Here is a 16499-nt window from a genome sequence, read left to right as displayed (position 1 = left end):
GAAACGCCGTTCAGCCGCGCCGTCTAATTCTGTTGGGATTGCGCGGCCGCGGAAGCGTTGATCACCGGGACGCTGTCGGCTGGATGAGATGGCACCACGCCGCGCGCCAGCGCCACGAGGTACTTGTTGTATTCGGTGAACAGCACGCGAAGCGCGTCCGGCCTCACCATCCAGCCGCCATTCTCGAGGTTGGCGTTGACGACGGGGTAGGGCTCTAACTCCTCCCTGTCGAGCAATCTGCCCAACTCCAGCAGGCTGCGCGGCATGTGGTAGTTGTTGGTGACGAGGATCACCCGGCCGTAGGCGTGCGTGCGCACCCATTTGACGCTCTCCTCGGCATTGCCGACGGTGTCGAGCGCGGCCCGGTCGATGTCCACGCAGCAGGAGAACAGCGCCTTGTCGCCGCCCGTCGCCGCCTGCAGCATCCCGCTGCTCGTCGAGGGATGCACGCCGCTGATCAGCAGCCGCTCGCCCTTGCCGAGCTTCAGCAGCCCGATCGCCGCGTCGAGCCGCGCCTGGCCACCCGTCAGCACGATGATGGCGTCTGCCACGGGAGGGTCCTCGGGCGTCGACAGCCGACTGACATGGGTGGCGAAGAGCGCGAAGCCGCCGACGAACACCAGGACCATGCCGAGGATCGCGAAGCCGGCCGCGCGCAGGGAACCGGGCAGCCGACGCTTCCGCGCGGACGCCTCAAAGCCGCGCCCGGGCCCCGCGCCGGACGCTTCGTCGAGATGATGTCCCTTCATCGCCAGCATGAGTAGCGCCGAATTGCGGCGATGTGTAGGAGCATCGTCCGGTTATCCATGGCGCAATCGGGCAGATCGAACATCGCTCGCTAATCCGTCTGGCGGGTCTCGATGTCTGTCAGATAGGCGACGACGGTGACGTGCGAGGTGGCCGCGGTCAGCACGCCGACCAGGAGCACGATCAGCGCCACGCCGGCATAGCCGCTTGCCCCGATGGCGAAATTGCCGAACAGCGCCGTCGCCTGGTCGGCCTGAGGCGTCGCCAGGTTGCGCGCCGACCAGAAGGACACCACGATGAAGACCACGATGGCGGCGATGCCGCCACCCGCCGCCCCCTTCATGCCGGTGACCAGAAAATGCCGCCGGAATTCTTTCGCTATGAAGCGCGCCTCGGCGCCGACGAAATGCAGCACCTCGATGATGTGGCCGTTGCCGGCCATGGCGCCGCGCGTCGCGAACACCACCGACAGCACCGTCGCCGTCAGCATCAGCGCAAGCGCCGCAATGCCGATCGTCACCGTGGTGCGCGCCATGGTCACCAGCCGGTCGACCCAGGTGCGGTGGTCGTCGAGCGAGGCCTGCGGCACCTCGGCCGTGATCGTCTCGCGCAGCCGCGCGAAATTCGGCGGGTAGTCTTCGTTGATGGTCACGATCACCAGCCTGGGAACCGGCAGCTCGTCGATGTTGAGGCCGCTGCCCAGCCAGGGCGCCAGCAGCCTGGCGGTCGCTTCGCGGTCGACGATGCGCGTGCCGGTGATGCCCGGGAAGCCGCTGGCGATCTCGGCGGCGCGCTCGAGCGCGGCTTCCATGTCCAGGCCCTCACCCGGCTTGATCTGGATCGTCGCCTCGCGCGAGATCTGGCTTTCCCACATGGAAGCCGTATCGCGCACCAGCGTGACGGCGCCGAGCGTCAGGCAGGACAGGAAGGTCATGATGGCGATGACCGACACCAGGGCCCGTCCGGCGACGTTCTGCGCCGGCACGATCGGCGCCGTGCGGCGCTGGGCACGCGGCAGCGTGTCGGCCTCGTCGGCGATGCCGTCTTCGGTGAAGCTCGCGCCGGAAACCGTCTCAGTCATAGATATCGAGCCTTCCGCCGGACAGAATCATGCGCCTGGCGTCGACCTGTTCCATGAGGCCGAGATCGTGGGTGGCGATCACCACCGCCGTACCCAGCCGGTTGAGCTCGATGAAGAGTCGCAAGAGCCGGCGCGCCAGCGGCGGGTCGACGTTGCCGGTCGGCTCATCGGCAAGCAGGATCTCCGGCTGTTCGATCAGGGCGCGCGCGATTGCCGCGCGCTGCTTCTCGCCGCCCGACAGCACCGGCGGCAGCACATGCATGCGCTCGCCGAGCCCCACCCATTTGAGAAGCTCGGTCACGTCGTTCCTGTAGCTCGCCTCCTCCCGCCCGCGCACGCGCAGGGGCAGGGCCACGTTCTCGTAGGTCGTCATGTGGTCGAGCAGGCGGAAGTCCTGGAACACGACGCCGATGCGTCTGCGGATGTAGGGCAGTTCGCGCCGGCTGATCCGCGCGCGGTCCTTGCCGAACACCGAAATGAGGCCGCGTGTCGGCTTCAGCGACAGGAAGAGGAGGCGCAGCAGCGTCGTCTTGCCGGCCCCCGACGGTCCGCTCAGGAACTGAAACGAGCGCGCGGGTATGTCGAAGGACAGGTCGCGCAGGATTTCCGCGCCCATCCCATACCGCAGCCCGACATTTTCAAAGCGGATCAAGTGCTGGATAACCTCGATTGCGGCTTCGCCAATTTCATGATTTCGGCCGTTCGGCTAGGATCGACCATTGGTCCCGTATGGTTAATCATCGGTTAATTTTGGGCCTTGGAGACGGGTTGGTCGCGAAGCGTTAACCATTTCGGTCTACCTGCAGATGACTCGGGGTTCGAAAGGATGGCCGGCTGATGGCTGACGGGTCGAAGCCACGCGCCGTTTCGGGCGAAATCATGACCGACTCGCCGGAAGGTGCGGCCGGCAGCGCGTCGCCGGCCGGCGACGTCATCGACGCCGAATACATAAGCCTTCCTTCCGAGCCGCCGCGTGCCGAATCGAAATCCTCCGAAAGCCTGAAATCGCAGGAGCCGGCGCCGTCTATCGGATCGGCCGCCCCGCCAGCCGGCGGCATGGACATGCTGCGCCGGCCGGAACCATCAGCCGCGCCCCGGAAACCTGCCCGTGGCGGGCCGCTCTTCTGGACGGTGGGCCTCGGCCTCGTGCTCGCCTCCTTCTGGGTTTCCGGTGGCTACACGCTGGTGCGCGGCGGTCAGTTCGCGGCAACCGAGGCGCCGCGAAGCGCGCTGCGCATCTCCGGCGTCACGTCCCGCGTCGACACGTCCGGGGCGAAGGCCATCCTGCTCGTCGATGGCGAGGCGGCGAATGACGGCACGGCGACGGAGCATCTGCCCGCGCTGGAGATAGCCGTCACCGGCAATGACGGCATCATCACCCGCTACAGGCTGGGGACATCGGGCCGTCCTTTGTCGCCCGGCGAAACATTCGCCTTTTCCAGCCGTCTCGATGTCCCTAAGAACGGAGTGAAGACCGTTTCGGTCGCCTTCGCGGAGTAGGAGTGCATCAATGCCGGTTGTCAGGGGCAAGGAGATCGAGGTCCTGTTCTCCGCATCAGCCATCGCGCGGCGCAATCTGGAACTCGCCAAGGAGATCGCCGGCAAGGACTATCACGACCTGCTGGTCATCTCGATCCTCAAGGGTTCCTTCATCTTCGCTGCAGACCTCATTCGCGCCATGCACGATGTCGGCCTGTCGCCGGAGGTCGAGTTCATCTTCATCTCCAGCTATGGCGCAGGCACGAGCAGCGGCGAGGTGCGGGTGCTGCGCGACATCGACAATGAGGTCGCAGGCCGCGACGTGCTCCTGATCGACGACATACTGGAATCGGGCAAGACGCTGAAGTTCACGCGCGAGCTGATGCTGTCGCGCGGCGCCAAAAGCTGCTCGATCGCCGTGCTGCTTGACAAGTACATGCGCCGCCAGACGACCCTCGACGCCGATTATGTCGGCTTCCAGTGCCCGGACTACTTCGTCGTCGGCTACGGTATGGACGTGGCGCATGCCTTCCGCGAGCTGCCCTTCGTCGGCATCGTCAAGGGCGACGCCTGAGGAGCATGATCCTCGAACTGCACGGCTATCGCTACAGCGTCTATCTGCGCATCGCCGCGATGACGCTGATCGAGAAGGATCTCGACTGGACCCATGTCGAGGTCGATCCCTTCGACGAGCCAATCCCCGACGCTTATCTCGCGCTTAATCCCTTCGGCCGCGTGCCGACGCTGGTTCATGACGGCTTCGTGCTCTACGAGACGACGGCGATCACCCGTTACATCGATGAGGCCTTCGCTGGCATCTTGCTTCAGCCCGTCGAGCCGGAAAAACGGGCGCGCATGAACCAGATCATCGCCGTCGCGGATTCCTACGGCTACTGGCCTATGGTTCGGCAAGTCTTCGCGCAACGCGTGTTCAGGCCGGCTTCAGGCGGGACGGGAGATGAGGCGACGATCGCGGAAGGTGTCGAGACATCGGCCCGCGTGCTCGCTGCGCTGGACGGTCTGGCGACCGGCGGGCGTTTCCTCGTAGGCGACGCCCTGTCGCTTGCCGACCTGCATCTCGGCGCGATGATCGCCTATTTCACCGCCGCGGAGGAGGGCAACGCCGAACTCAGCCGCCATCCCAAGCTGGCGGAATGGTGGACCGCGTTCTCGGATTGGCCGTCTCTGCGCAAGAGCGACCCGGGCCTGCCGTCGCCCTGAATTATCGAAACTTGCGTGGCGAGGCTGCCGCGCAGCAGGTATCCCTGCATTTCGAGGCAGACCTATTTCATCTCCAGCAGCCGCTCGAGGTAGCTCCGCTCCAGTTCGGGGCTGAGCGCGTTGCCGAGCCGCTTGCGAATGGCTTCCAGGATCTGGCGGGCACGCTGCACGTCGATCTCGTCGGGCACGGTGACGGAGTCGCCGAAATCCGGGCCTCGCGTGGCGCGCGGACGGCCAAGCGGGTCGCGGTCGGCATTCTGCTGACGGCCGCCTTCCTGGCCGCCGCCTTCCTCGCCCTGCTGGGCCTGCATCATCTGGTTCATCATGTCCTGCGCGCCCTTGCGCAGGGCTTCCAGCGCACGGCCCTGCTGGCCGACGGCGCGGTCGCCTTCGCCGCGCCCGAGCGAGCCTTCCGCCTCGCCCATCGCGTCGCCGGCCTCGCCAAACCCTTCGCCGGGCTGCATGCCCATGCCTTCGAGGCCCTTCATCAGCGCCTCGAGCTCGCCCTGCAACTGGCCCTGGCCCTGCTGCAACTGGCGCATCGCCTCGGCGAATTCTTCCGGCGTCATCGGCTGGCCCTGGCCCGGCTGCTGGCCTTGCCCCTGCTGTCCGGGCTGCTGGCCCTCGCCATTCTCGCCCTGCTGCTGCTCGCCGCCCGGACCTTGCTGCTGCTGTCCGCGCTGCATCTGATCCATGCGGAACGTCTCGTTCATCATCTCCTGCTGGCGGCGCATGATCTCGCCGAGCTTGTCCATCTGCTGGCGCATCTCGGAGTTCTGCTGCCCATCCTGGCCGGGCTGCTGGCGGCCCGCCTGCAGGTTGTTCATCATCTCCTGCAACTGCGCGAGCAGGTCCTTGGCCTGGTCGCGGTTGCCTGATTTCGCCAGGTTCTCGATCTGGTCGAGCATGCGCTGCAGGTCGTTCTGGCGCAGCTCCTGGCCGTTCTGCGGCATGTTCTCGGCCATGTTCGGGTTCTGCATCGCCCGCTCGGCGAATTCGCGCAGGAACTCGTCCATGGCCTCGCGCAGCTCGGCCATCAGCTTGTCGATCTCTTCCTCGGAGGCGTTGTTCTCAAGCGCCTGCTGCAGCGCCTCCTGTGCCTGGCGCAGGCGCTTCTCGGCGGCCGACAGGTCGCCGTCCTCGATCGACAGCGCCATCTCCCACATATAGTCGGCGACCTCGCGCAACTGCTCGTCGGTAGCGGCCATCTCGAGCTGGGTGCGCCCGGCCATGATGCCGAGATAGTGCGAGGGGTTCTCGAACGTGTCCTCCGGCCTGATCGTGATGGCGTCGATAAGGTTGAGCGTGTCCTGCTTGCGGTTGGTGTCCAGCGAGAAGATCTTGCCGTGCTCGACCACCGCCCTGGCAAGCGGATTGGTGAAGATCTTCTCCGGCATCACGAAGGTCTTGGTTTCGCTCGACGCTTCCTGGCCGGCGGCGTCCTTGGCCTTCAGCGTCAGCTTTATCCGCGATCCCGACCAGACATGTTCGGTCAGGTCGCGCGACGTCTTCGCCGCCGGCCCCTTGGCGTCGCGGCGCGGCAGGGTGAGCTTCATCTCGGGCGCGCCATAGAGCGGGTGCGCTTCGGCTGACGGTGTTTCCTCCAGCTCGAAATCCGCGAACGCTTCGGTCGCGCCGTAGTCGTCCTCGACCTCATAGGCGAGTTCCAGCGCGCCGTTCGCCGCGCGTTTCGGCTCGTCGGAGAAGCGGATCACCGGAGCGCGGTCCGGCGTCACCGCAAAGGTCCAGCTGGAAATGTCGCGGTCGCCAGACTTCAGCGTAAGAACGCCGTCCGTCGTCAGCTTGCCCGTAAACTGGCGCAGGCCCGTCGTGGCGGTGGGCGCTGCAGCCGGCTCAGCGTCTGCGGCTTCGTTATCCTGTCCGGCCGGCGCGCCCTGTGGCGCGATGTCCCGGGTGTTGCCTGCAGCGTCGGTGAAGGCAAGCGTCTCCTCGCCTGAGCCGCCCGTCACGCGAAGCGACAGCTCGCTGTTCTCAGGCACGGTGAAGGTGGAGGGCGGCGGGCGCACCGCCTGATCGGCGGACGGGTTGGCCGCCTGGCCACTCGCCGGTGCATTGCTGTTCGAGGTCAGGAACACCGGCGCCTTGCCGGTGTAGGCCGGCGGCGTCACCCAGGCGTCGATGCGCGGCGGCACAGTCTCCATCCAGCCATGCGCCTTGAAGCCATCGCGGAGCGAGCCGCCGAACGGTCCGAAGGAGAAGGCGAAGGCGGTGACCAGCAACAGCGCGGCGACAGCGCGGATGCCCCACGGGTCGCGCTCGGGAACGCGGGTGCGCGGGAGGTCGCCGCCGACGCCGCCGAGGCTCGCCGCCATGCGGCGCTGATGCTCGCGCCACAGCGCCTCAGCGAAGGCGCCGCCGCCCTGGCCCTCTGCTCGCCCGACCGGCCGATCGGTCTGCACCAGAACGGGCGTGTGGACGAGTTCGTTGGCGCGCTCGATGCGACGATCGATCTCGCCCGATGTCGGGTGGCGGTAGAAGCGCAACGGATACAGCGAGGCGAGGGCGGCAATGCCGAAGCCGACCACGACGGCAAGCCGAGCAAGATCGGGCAGGACGCGGAAGACGCCGAGCCAGGAGAGGCTCAGGAAGAGGACAGCGACCAGCAGCAGGGGAAGGACGAGCGGCCAGCCGCGTTCGACGACCATCGCCGCACGGACCGCAAAGCGCGTCCGCGCCAGCCTGGTCGTCAGACCGAGGTCAGTTCCTGCCGCATTCGTTTCCGTCATCGGCCCTTCCAGTTACCGCGCTGTGACGCGGCCGATGCCTTAAGATAGCAGTAAGTGCGGCAAAGGCGAGGCGCTTCCGGAAATCGTGATTGGCCGTCACCGGGCGGCTATAGCCACTCCGGAACCGAATCCAGCGCGATCAGTTCCTCGTAGGTGCCGCGTGGGCGCACGACATGGAAGCGGTCGCCGTCTACGAGCACTTCCGGCACCAGGAGACGCGAGTTGTAGGTGCCGGCCTGTACCGCGCCATAGGCGCCGGCGGTGCCCACCGCGATCAGGTCGTCCGACTTCAGCTTCGGCAGGTCGCGGTCGAGGCCGAGGAAATCGCCGGTTTCGCAGACCGGGCCGACGACGTCGGCCGTCATGCGCGGCGCGTCGGGCTTCGCCTCCAGCACCGGGCGGATGTCGTGGAAGGCGTCGTAGAGCGTCGGCCGGATCAGATCGTTCATAGCCGCGTCGACGATGAGGAAGTTCTTGGCGTTGCCTTCCTTGGCGTAGATGACCTGCGTGACCAGTATGCCGGCATTGCCGACGATCAGCCGGCCCGGCTCGAACATGACCTTCAGGCCGAGCGGCGCGATGCGCTTGCTGACGATCTCGGCATAGGCGTCGGGCAGCGGCGGCGGATCGTTGTCGGTGCGGTAGGGGATGCCGAGCCCGCCGCCGAGATCGACATGATCGATCGCATGGCCGTCAGCCTTCAGCGTTCCCACCAGTTCGGCCAGCAGCGCGAAGGCGTCGTCGAAAGGCTGCAGCTCGGTGATCTGGCTGCCGATATGCATGTCGATGCCGGTCACCTTGATCCCCGGCAGTTCCGCAGCACGCTTGTAGACGGTCCGGGCGCGCTGCCACGGGATGCCGAACTTGTTCTCCGCCTTGCCGGTCGAGATCTTCTTGTGGGTCTTCGCGTCGACGTCCGGATTGATGCGCAGGGAAACCGGCGCGGTGGCGCCCAGCCGCATTGCGCGCGCCGACAGCAGTTCCAGTTCCGGCTCGGATTCGACATTGAAGCAGAAGATGCCGGCGTCGAGTGCAAAGTCCATTTCCCGCGCCGTCTTGCCGACGCCGGAGAAGACGATCTTGCTGGCCGGTATGCCGGCGGCAAGCGCGCGGCGCATCTCGCCTTCCGACACCACGTCGGCGCCGGCGCCGAGCTTCGCCAGCACGCGCAGCACCGCCTGGTTGGAGTTCGCCTTCAACGCATAGCAGACCAGGCTGTCCATGCCTGAAAAGGCCTTGGAGAAGACCTTGTAGTGTCGCGTCAGCGTCGCCGTCGAATAACAATAGAAGGGCGTTCCGACGACTGCGGCGATCTCCGGAATGGCGACGTCCTCGGCGTGGAGCACGCCGTCGCGATAGTGGAAATGGTTCATGTGGTCGGCGCGGAAACGGTCAAAGCAATGGATCGAGGATGAACGGCTTGTCGTTGCGCGGTTTCTGCGGCTCCGGCGGCATTGGCCCGCCAGTCTTCTCGGCTTCCTTGCGGGCGTCCACCTGAGCCTGGTAGGGCGTGTCGAGGTTCGACTTGCGGCCGCAGCCGGCGACCAGCGCAACGGCCAGAACCAAAGTGATCGCCGCGAAAACCCTGCTGCCGTTCATCGAGCCCATCCGTCCGGTGGAAAAATCCGTCCGCAGCTTGTAGCGAATAATTTCCCGCTTTGCACCCGGCAAATCGAGCCGCCAACGCTCTGCTCAGGCTTTCGCCAGCCGCTTCTTCCAGGCGCGTATCTGTTTCTTCACCTCCGATGGCGCGGTGCCGCCGTAGCTGGTGCGGCTCTTCACCGAATTCTGCACCGACAACACCGAGAACACGTCCTCGGTGATGCCGGGATGGATCGCCTTGAGATCGGCCAGGGCAAGTTTCTCCAACCCGACCTTCTTCTGTTCGGCCAGCGCCACCGCCCGGCCGGTCACGTGGTGCGCCTCGCGGAAGGGCAATCCCAACGTCCTGACCAGCCAGTCGGCGAGGTCGGTGGCGGTCGAATAGCCGGCGCCTGCCGCGCGTTTCATCGCCGCAGCATCCACCGTCATGTCGCGCACCATGCCCGTCATCGCCGCGAGCATCAGGTCGAGCGTCTCGGCCGCGTCGAACACCGCTTCCTTGTCCTCCTGCATGTCCTTCGAATAGGTCAGCGGCAGGCCCTTCATGACGGTGAGCAGGGCGACCAGATTGCCGTTGATGCGGCCGATCTTGGCGCGTACCAGCTCGGCCGCGTCCGGGTTCTTCTTCTGCGGCATGATCGAGGAGCCGGTCGAGAAGGAATCGGAAAGCTTCACGAAGCCGAACTGCGGCGTCGACCAGATGACGATTTCTTCGGCCAGCCGCGACAGGTGTGTGCCCGAGATCGCGGCGACCGAGAGGAATTCCAGCGCGAAGTCGCGGTCTGACACCGAATCCAGCGAGTTGCGCGTCGGGTCGCGGAAGCCGAGCGCCTTCGCCGTCATGTGCCGGTCCACGGGGAAGCCGGTGCCGGCAAGCGCCGCCGCGCCGAGCGGGCTCTCGTCCATGCGCTCGATCGCGTCGCGGACGCGGCTGAGGTCGCGTGAGAACATCTCGACATAGGCCATGCAGTGATGGCCGAAGGTCACCGGCTGCGCCGCCTGCATGTGGGTGAAGCCGGGCATCACCGTCGCCGCATGCTCTTCCGCGCGCTCCAGGAAGGCCGCGATCAGATCCTTCAGCGCTTGCGCCACGCGCAGGAACTCGTTCTTCACCCACAGCCGGAAGTCGACGGCCACCTGGTCGTTGCGCGAACGCGCCGTGTGCAGCCGGCCCGCTGCCGGTCCGATCAGCTCGGCGAGCCTCGCCTCCACATTCATGTGGATGTCCTCGAGTTTTTCCGAGAACTCGAACTTCCCGGACTCGATTTCTCCGAGGATGGTCTTCAGCCCCTTGGCGATCTTCTTCTGGTCGGCCTTGGTGATGATGCCCCGCTCGGCCAGCATTTCGGAATGTGCGATCGAGCCGCGTATGTCTTCCGCATAGAGTTTCTTGTCGAAGGAGATCGAGGCGTTGATCGCCTGCATGATCGCCGCCGGACCCGAGGCAAAACGTCCGCCCCACATCTGGTTACTGGTCTTGTCATCGTTCATCGTGGTAACCGGACCTGAGTTCGTGCTGTTGGATCGTCTATGGCCGAAGAGAAGAAAAAATCGATGTTTCCCGCGCTGCGCCTGATCCTGCTCGCGGCCGTGGCGGGCGCGCTTGCTGGCGCGGTCGCGGTATATGTCACCAGCCGCCCTGCTGGCAACAACGGCGCCGAAACGTCGGCGACCTCCGTCAGCGAAGCCGACGTTGCGGCCTGCGCGGCCAAGACCGATATCGCGAAGGAGGTCGCGGCCTCCGCCACCGGCGATGTCGCGGCCGTGCTGCCGGCCGATCCGCCGCAGTCGGTACGGGCGCTCGCCTTCAACACGCCCGACGGCAGGCCGATGACGCTCGCGGAGCGTGCAGGCAAGACCGTTCTCCTCAACCTCTGGGCGACATGGTGCGCGCCATGCCGCGAGGAGATGCCGGCGCTCGACGCGCTGCAAAAGGAACTGGGCGGAGAGAAATTCGAGGTGATCGCCGTCAATGTCGATACCGGCGACGACGTGAAGCCGAAGAAATTCCTTGCCGAGACCGGCATCGAGGCGCTGGGCTACTACCGCGACAACACGCTCGCCCTCTTCAACGATCTCAAGAAGCGCGGCCTGGCGCTCGGCCTTCCCGTCACGCTGCTGATCGACGACGAGGGCTGCCTGCTCGGCCATATGAACGGTCCGGCCGACTGGGCCGCCGCCGATGCAAAGCGGCTGATCGAAGCAGCGATCGGGCGGGCCGGATAGCGGGGCGTTCCGGGAGTTCTCAGCAGGTTCGCGATCTGCTAGCCTCGTCGGCGGGAGAATGTTTCATCCGTAGATGCGGACCTGAGGGACCGCGACGATGGCGAACCAGCTGCCGCCCAATGTTGGACCGGTCGACCCCGCCGTAGCCAGCGCGAGCGGAGCGGTGTCCAGTCATCGTCTCGCGGCTATCGTGTCGGTCGATGTCGTCGGCTACAGCCGCCTCATGGAAGCCGACGAGGCGGGAACCCATGAGGCGCTGACGCAGTTCCGTCGCAGTACCGTCGAACCCCTGATTGCCGAGTACCACGGCCGCATCGTCAAGCTGACCGGCGACGGGGCGCTGCTCGAATTCCCGAGCGCGGTCGATGCGGTCCGCTGCTCCTTTGAGATCCAGCAGCAGGCGGAAATCTGGAACGCCGAGCGGCCCGACGACCGCCGGATCGTCTTTCGCGTCGGCATCAATCTCGGCGAGGTGATCGTCGACGAACAGGACATCTATGGCACCGGCGTGATCGTCGCCGCGCGGCTGCAGGCCATGTGCGATCCGGGCGCCATCTTCGTCTCGTCGGCGGTCGTCGAGCAGGTGGGCAATCGCGGCGGCCTCGGCTTTGCCTATGTCGGAGAGCGCAGCGCGAAGAACATCATAGACCCAGTGGAGGTCTATCGCGTGACCGCGGAGGCCGGCGCCGGTCCTTTCATACTGCGTCGCCATTTTCGGTCCCGTCGCTGGCTTCTGGTGGTGGGCGTCTTGCCGCTCGTTCTGCTCCTCGGCCTGGTCGCGGCCTGGCGCTTCGATCTGCTGGGGATGGGCGAAGTCTCAATGCCTGCCAGCAAGCCTTCCATCGCCGTGATGCCGTTCCGGAACCTTAGTGCCGACGTTTCCCAGGACTATTTCGCGGAAGGGATGAACGAGGATCTGATTACCGATCTCGCCAAGTTCCCGGGCCTCTACGTCGCGTCGCGCAGCGCGTCCGATTACTACAAGGACAAGCCCGCGCCGGTGCAACTCGTGAGCAGCGATCTGGGCGTGAACTACGTGCTCGAGGGAGGCATCCAGAAGTCCGACAAGGCAGTGCGCATCACCGTCCAGCTGATCGACGCCGCGAGCGGCGAGAACCTTTGGGCGGAGCGGTACGACCGCAATCCGGAGCATATATTCGAGATTCAGGACGACATCACGAAGTCCATAGCAGGCACGCTCATGGGCACGACGGGCCTGCTCGCCGAAGCCGAACTCAGGCGGCTGGCGCGCAAGCCCGCCAACAACTGGATTGCCTACGACTACCTCATGCAGGGCTGGCACGAATGGTACAAATTCACGCCGGAAAGCAACAAGGAGGCGCGGCGTCTCTTCGAGATCGCCGGCAAGGCCGACCCCACCTATGCGCGCGTATATGCGGGCCTCGCCTGGACCTATGCGCTCGACTACGAATACGAATGGACGGACCAGTACGAGGAGACGGTGGCAAAGGCCCTCGCGCTGTCCAAAAAGGCCGTCGAACTCGACGAGAAGGACTATCGCGGCTACTGGGCGCTCGGCTGGTCCTACCTCTACAGTTGGGAGCACGAGAAGGCCGAGGCTGCCTACAACAAGGCCCGGCAGATGAACCCCAACGACGCCGAACTGATGGCGGAGATGGCGAGCATGCTCATCTATGTCGGCCGGCCAAAGCAGGCGGTAGAGCAACTGCGGGAAGCGATCCGACGCAATCCGTTCCACGATCGCTGGTATCTCGAATATCTCGGCTGGGCCTACCAGGAAGCCGGAATGGCCAAGGAATGCGTGGACACGATGAAGGTCGTCGATCCGCAGCCGGTCCAGACGGATCTGTGGCTGCTGCGCATTCTCGCAGCCTGCGATGCCGATCCTGCCGTCAACAAGATGGACGAGGCGCACGCCGTGGCGGCCAAGATCCTGGCGCTGGACCCGGGCTTCTCGATGGCGGCGCACCGAAAATACCAGGAGGAGACCCTTCCGTACAAATCGGTCGATCTGATCGACAAGTGGATCGTCGCTTTTCAAAGGGTGGGGCTGCCGCCGTGATGCGAAGGGAGGGGATGGCCGGCGTGCTGGATCTTGGGTTGGGCGAAGCTGTTACCGCTCAGCCGCTCGACGTGGCGCCAGCGCCCGAACGGGCGTCGCTGCGGACGCTCGGCAGACCGGCATTCCTGATGAGCCTGCCGCTTTTCCTGTCGACTGAAGAGCCGAACAACGTGCTGATGGCGGCCATGAGCGAACGGGAGCGCCGCATCGACCGCCGCAAGGCGATGGCGCAGTTCCTGGATCTCTATCAATTCATGGCGTCGCGCGCGGTGGTCTACCTGTTGCCGAGCCGACCCGGCCTGCAGGACCAACCCTATGTCGCCAATCTCGGCGTCGTGCTGCCCCATCTCGAGCGCGAGACGATCGTCGTCTCGCGCTTCCGCTCGTCACCGCGCATCGGCGAGGCCGCCGTTGGAACCGATTTCCTGCGCCTGTTCGAGTTCGACATTCAGGTTCCGCCCGCGACGTTTCGCCGGCAGCCGCTTCATTTCGAGGGCGAGGCCGACCTCAAGCATGTACGCGGCAACCTCTACATCGGCGCCCACGGGATGCGCACGTCCCGGAGCGCGCTTTCCTGGTTCGCCGAGAAATTCGACATGGAGGTGATCGCCTACCCGATCCTCGACGACCATCTCTATCACCTCGACTGCTGCCTGTTCTTCCTCAACGACCAGGAGGTGATCCTGTCGCGGAAGAAGACCGCCCCGGAAGCACTGCGGGCGATCGAGCGGCATTGCAACGTCGTGGATGCATCGGTCGAAAATGTCCGCTCCGGCATGACGAACGGCCTCATGCTGGGAGATTGCCTGCTGTGCGATTCGCCGCTCGAAGGCATCGACCGGACCCATCCCTATTATCCGAGCGAGAAGCGCAAGATCGCCAAGCTCGAGAAGATCTGCACCGCGCGCGGGCTCGAACTGCGCATCTTCAATCTGTCCGAATTCCTGAAGTCCGGGGCAGCGCTCTCCTGCCTCGTGATGCGACTGAATGACGAGAGGCCAACCAGACAGCCCTGAGGAGGAAGTCATGGCTTACGGGAATTCGAAGAACGCGCTTGAGGAAGAAAACCAGCTGTTGTCGATCTTGCTGACGGAGACGATGAACTACGCCAAGACGTTGAAGCCCGGCTCGCTCGGCGAATTCATCGCCCTCGACTGGGCGGGGTCCTTTGACAAGCTGCAGAGACTGAATGGCGAGTCCATTGCAGATGAGGACGGCTCATTCCGCAAAACCTTCGCCGATGAAGTCACGCTGCTGCGCGGCTTCCTGGAACTCACGGACGGCAAGGGATTCGGGGAATCCTGGGCGGAGCTGTTCACCAAGGATATCGAGATCGCGGAACGGCTTCTGACCGAAGACTGACCCGGCCCCGGGGCGTCGAACGTCGACTGCCCCGGATAGGAAGAGCTCCCGGTTCCTAACGCGTCGGCACCGGGTGCTCGCCGCGATAATCGTAGAAGCCGCGGCCGGTCTTGCGGCCGAGCCAGCCGGCTTCGACATATTTCACCAGCAGCGGGCAGGGCCGGTATTTCGAGTCCGACAGGCCGTCATGCAGCACCTGCATGATCGAGAGACAGGTGTCGAGGCCGATGAAATCGGCGAGCTGCAGCGGCCCCATCGGATGGTTGGCGCCGAGCTTCATGGCGGTGTCGATCGCGTCTACCGTGCCGACGCCTTCATAGAGCGTGTAGATCGCCTCGTTGATCATCGGCAGCAGGATGCGGTTGACGATGAAGGCCGGGAAGTCCTCCGACACGGTAACCGTCTTGTCGAGCTTCGCCGCGAATACCTTCGCCGCCTCGAAAGTGGCGTCGTCGGTGGCGATGCCGCGCACCAGCTCGACCAGCTTCATCACCGGCACCGGGTTCATGAAGTGCACGCCCATGAAGCGTTCCGGCCGGTCGGTCGCCGCCGCGAGGCGAGTGATCGAGATCGACGAGGTGTTGGTGGCGAGGATCGCCTCCGGATTGAGCTGGGGGCAGAGCTGGGTGTAGATTTTGCGCTTGACGCTCTCGTCCTCGGTCGCCGCCTCGATGACGAGATCGGCTCCGGCGAGGTCGCTCATCTCGTTTGCGGCGGAGATGTTGCCGAGCGCCGCCTTGCGGGCGTCCTCGGTGAGCTTGTCGTGCGCTACCATGCGGGCCAGGTTGCCGCTGACAGTCGCCAGCCCCTTCTCGATGCGGTCCGCCGAAATGTCGTAGAGCAGCACCTTGAAGCCCGCCATCGCGGCCACCTGGGCGATGCCGCCGCCCATCTGCCCGGCGCCGATGATGCCCACAGTCTCGATTGCCATCACACTGATCCCGTCACAGGGCCTTCGTGGCCCTTTTTGTGCAGTGCAAACTAAAGGGCCGGGGCGACTTCGTCCACCCCGGCCCTTCGAATTTAATACGATGGCTCGAAAAGCGTCAAAGCGCCTTTTGGAGTTCTGGTAGGATAGTGAAGAGGTCACCGACGAGGCCGTAGTCTGCGACCTGGAAGATGGGGGCCTCCTCGTCCTTGTTGATGGCGACGATGACCTTCGAATCCTTCATGCCGGCCAGATGCTGGATGGCGCCGGAGATGCCGACCGCGATGTAGAGGTCGGGCGCCACCACCTTGCCGGTCTGCCCGACCTGCCAGTCGTTCGGCGCATAGCCGGCGTCGACCGCCGCCCGGGAGGCGCCGACGGCGGCACCCAGCTTGTCGGCGACCGGCAGGATGACCTCCTGGAACTTCTCCGACGAGCCAAGCGCCCGGCCGCCCGAGATGATGATCTTCGCCGAGGTCAGCTCAGGCCGCTCGCCGCCCGACAGCCGGTTCTCGACAAAGGAAGAGAGGCCCGGATCGGCCGCCGCAGGAACCGTCTCGACCGCAGCCGCGCCACCCTCGGGCGCCGCCTGGAAGGAGGCGGTGCGCACCGTGATCACCTTCTTGGCGTCGGTCGACTGCACCGTCTGGATCGCGTTGCCGGCATAGATCGGCCGCTTGAACGTGTCTGATGACACGACCTCGACGATCTCCGAGACCTGCATGACGTCGAGCAGCGCCGCAACCCGCGGCATGACGTTCTTGCCGGAGGTGGTGGCCGGCGCCACGATGGTGTCGTAGCCGGGAGCGAGGCTGACGATCAGCGCCGCAAGCGGCTCCGCCAGCCGGTTCTCCAATGCGGGAGCCTCGGCCAAGAGCACCTTGCGGACGCCCGACAGCTTCGCCGCCGCATCGGCCGCGGCCTTCGCACCGTTGCCGGCGACCAGAACGTCGATGTCGGAACCGATCCTGGAGGCCGCCGACAGCGCCTTGGCGGTCTGGTCCGACAGGCTCTGGTTGTCGTGTTCGGCGATGAGCAGAATTGCCATTTTGTCTTTCCTTT

At 65.3% G+C, this 16499-nt stretch carries 16 protein-coding genes; 7 read left to right on the top strand and 9 right to left on the bottom strand.

The window, feature by feature from the left end; all coding sequences use genetic code 11:
- Positions 1–23 precede the first annotated feature (23 nt).
- The 3 genes from D8676_RS18125 to ftsE all read right to left on the bottom strand — a co-directional run bounded on the left by D8676_RS18125 (position 24) and on the right by ftsE (position 2480).
- Positions 24–629 (bottom strand): YdcF family protein, encoded by a 606-nt coding sequence (locus D8676_RS18125; RefSeq protein ID WP_245426904.1) that lies wholly within the window; start codon positions 627–629, stop codon positions 24–26.
- 209 nt (positions 630–838) lie between these two features.
- Positions 839–1828: an ABC transporter permease gene (locus D8676_RS18120; RefSeq protein ID WP_121582504.1), complete on the bottom strand. Its 990-nt coding sequence runs from the start codon at positions 1826–1828 to the stop codon at positions 839–841.
- Entirely contained in the window at positions 1821–2480 is a 660-nt protein-coding gene (gene ftsE / locus D8676_RS18115) for a cell division ATP-binding protein FtsE (protein ID WP_121582503.1), read from the bottom strand. Before ftsE ends, D8676_RS18120 begins: the two co-directional genes overlap by 8 nt.
- Before the next feature lie 185 nt (positions 2481–2665).
- On the opposite strand from ftsE, the gene D8676_RS18110 reads away from it, so the two are divergent.
- Genes D8676_RS18110 through D8676_RS18100 form a run of 3 tightly spaced genes read left to right on the top strand, consistent with a single transcriptional unit; the run spans position 2666 to position 4528 of the window.
- Positions 2666–3328, top strand: a complete 663-nt coding sequence (locus D8676_RS18110; protein ID WP_348629021.1) for a hypothetical protein — start codon at positions 2666–2668, stop codon at positions 3326–3328.
- Positions 3329–3338: 10 nt separating this feature from the next.
- A complete protein-coding gene (gene hpt / locus D8676_RS18105) occupies positions 3339–3881 on the top strand; it encodes a hypoxanthine phosphoribosyltransferase (RefSeq protein ID WP_121582501.1) in 543 nt (180 codons plus the stop codon).
- A 5-nt stretch (positions 3882–3886) separates the two neighbouring features.
- Positions 3887–4528, top strand: a complete 642-nt coding sequence (locus tag D8676_RS18100) for a glutathione S-transferase family protein (protein WP_121582500.1) — start codon at positions 3887–3889, stop codon at positions 4526–4528.
- A 62-nt stretch (positions 4529–4590) separates the two neighbouring features.
- Here the strand turns inward: D8676_RS18100 and D8676_RS18095 are convergent, their stop codons facing one another.
- The 4 genes from D8676_RS18095 to argH all read right to left on the bottom strand — a co-directional run bounded on the left by D8676_RS18095 (position 4591) and on the right by argH (position 10368).
- Positions 4591–7275, bottom strand: coding sequence for a TIGR02302 family protein (locus D8676_RS18095; protein WP_121582499.1), 2685 nt, complete (start codon positions 7273–7275; stop codon positions 4591–4593).
- A gap of 107 nt (positions 7276–7382) precedes the next feature.
- On the bottom strand, positions 7383–8648 hold the full coding sequence (lysA, locus tag D8676_RS18090) for a diaminopimelate decarboxylase (protein ID WP_121582498.1): 1266 nt from the start codon (positions 8646–8648) through the stop codon (positions 7383–7385).
- A 19-nt stretch (positions 8649–8667) separates the two neighbouring features.
- A complete protein-coding gene (locus D8676_RS18085; protein WP_121582632.1) occupies positions 8668–8874 on the bottom strand; it encodes a lipoprotein in 207 nt (68 codons plus the stop codon).
- 93 nt (positions 8875–8967) lie between these two features.
- The gene (gene argH, locus D8676_RS18080) at positions 8968–10368 is read right to left on the bottom strand and encodes an argininosuccinate lyase (RefSeq protein WP_121582497.1); all 1401 of its coding nucleotides are present in this window, start codon (positions 10366–10368) and stop codon (positions 8968–8970) included.
- Positions 10369–10407: 39 nt separating this feature from the next.
- On the opposite strand from argH, the gene D8676_RS18075 reads away from it, so the two are divergent.
- The 4 genes from D8676_RS18075 to D8676_RS18060 all read left to right on the top strand — a co-directional run bounded on the left by D8676_RS18075 (position 10408) and on the right by D8676_RS18060 (position 14509).
- Positions 10408–11103: a TlpA disulfide reductase family protein gene (locus D8676_RS18075; protein WP_121582496.1), complete on the top strand. Its 696-nt coding sequence runs from the start codon at positions 10408–10410 to the stop codon at positions 11101–11103.
- A 97-nt stretch (positions 11104–11200) separates the two neighbouring features.
- Positions 11201–13147, top strand: a complete 1947-nt coding sequence (locus tag D8676_RS18070; protein ID WP_121582495.1) for a tetratricopeptide repeat protein — start codon at positions 11201–11203, stop codon at positions 13145–13147.
- Positions 13148–13161: 14 nt separating this feature from the next.
- Positions 13162–14163, top strand: coding sequence for an amidinotransferase (locus D8676_RS27375; protein WP_183097144.1), 1002 nt, complete (start codon positions 13162–13164; stop codon positions 14161–14163).
- Between the two features lie 10 nt (positions 14164–14173).
- On the top strand, positions 14174–14509 hold the full coding sequence (locus D8676_RS18060) for a hypothetical protein (RefSeq protein ID WP_121582494.1): 336 nt from the start codon (positions 14174–14176) through the stop codon (positions 14507–14509).
- 55 nt (positions 14510–14564) lie between these two features.
- Here D8676_RS18060 and D8676_RS18055 read toward each other — a convergent pair whose 3' ends face one another.
- Together D8676_RS18055 and D8676_RS18050 are read right to left on the bottom strand one after the other, a co-directional pair.
- Positions 14565–15440: a 3-hydroxybutyryl-CoA dehydrogenase gene (locus tag D8676_RS18055; RefSeq protein WP_183097143.1), complete on the bottom strand. Its 876-nt coding sequence runs from the start codon at positions 15438–15440 to the stop codon at positions 14565–14567.
- 115 nt (positions 15441–15555) lie between these two features.
- Entirely contained in the window at positions 15556–16485 is a 930-nt protein-coding gene (locus D8676_RS18050) for an electron transfer flavoprotein subunit alpha/FixB family protein (protein WP_121582492.1), read from the bottom strand.
- Positions 16486–16499 lie beyond the last annotated feature (14 nt).

This window comes from Mesorhizobium sp. YM1C-6-2 (assembly GCF_003666685.1).
GTDB lineage: Bacteria > Pseudomonadota > Alphaproteobacteria > Rhizobiales > Rhizobiaceae > Mesorhizobium_K.
The sequence above is the reverse complement of the archived record's forward strand: the minus strand, read 5'-3'. Positions and strand labels throughout refer to the sequence as shown.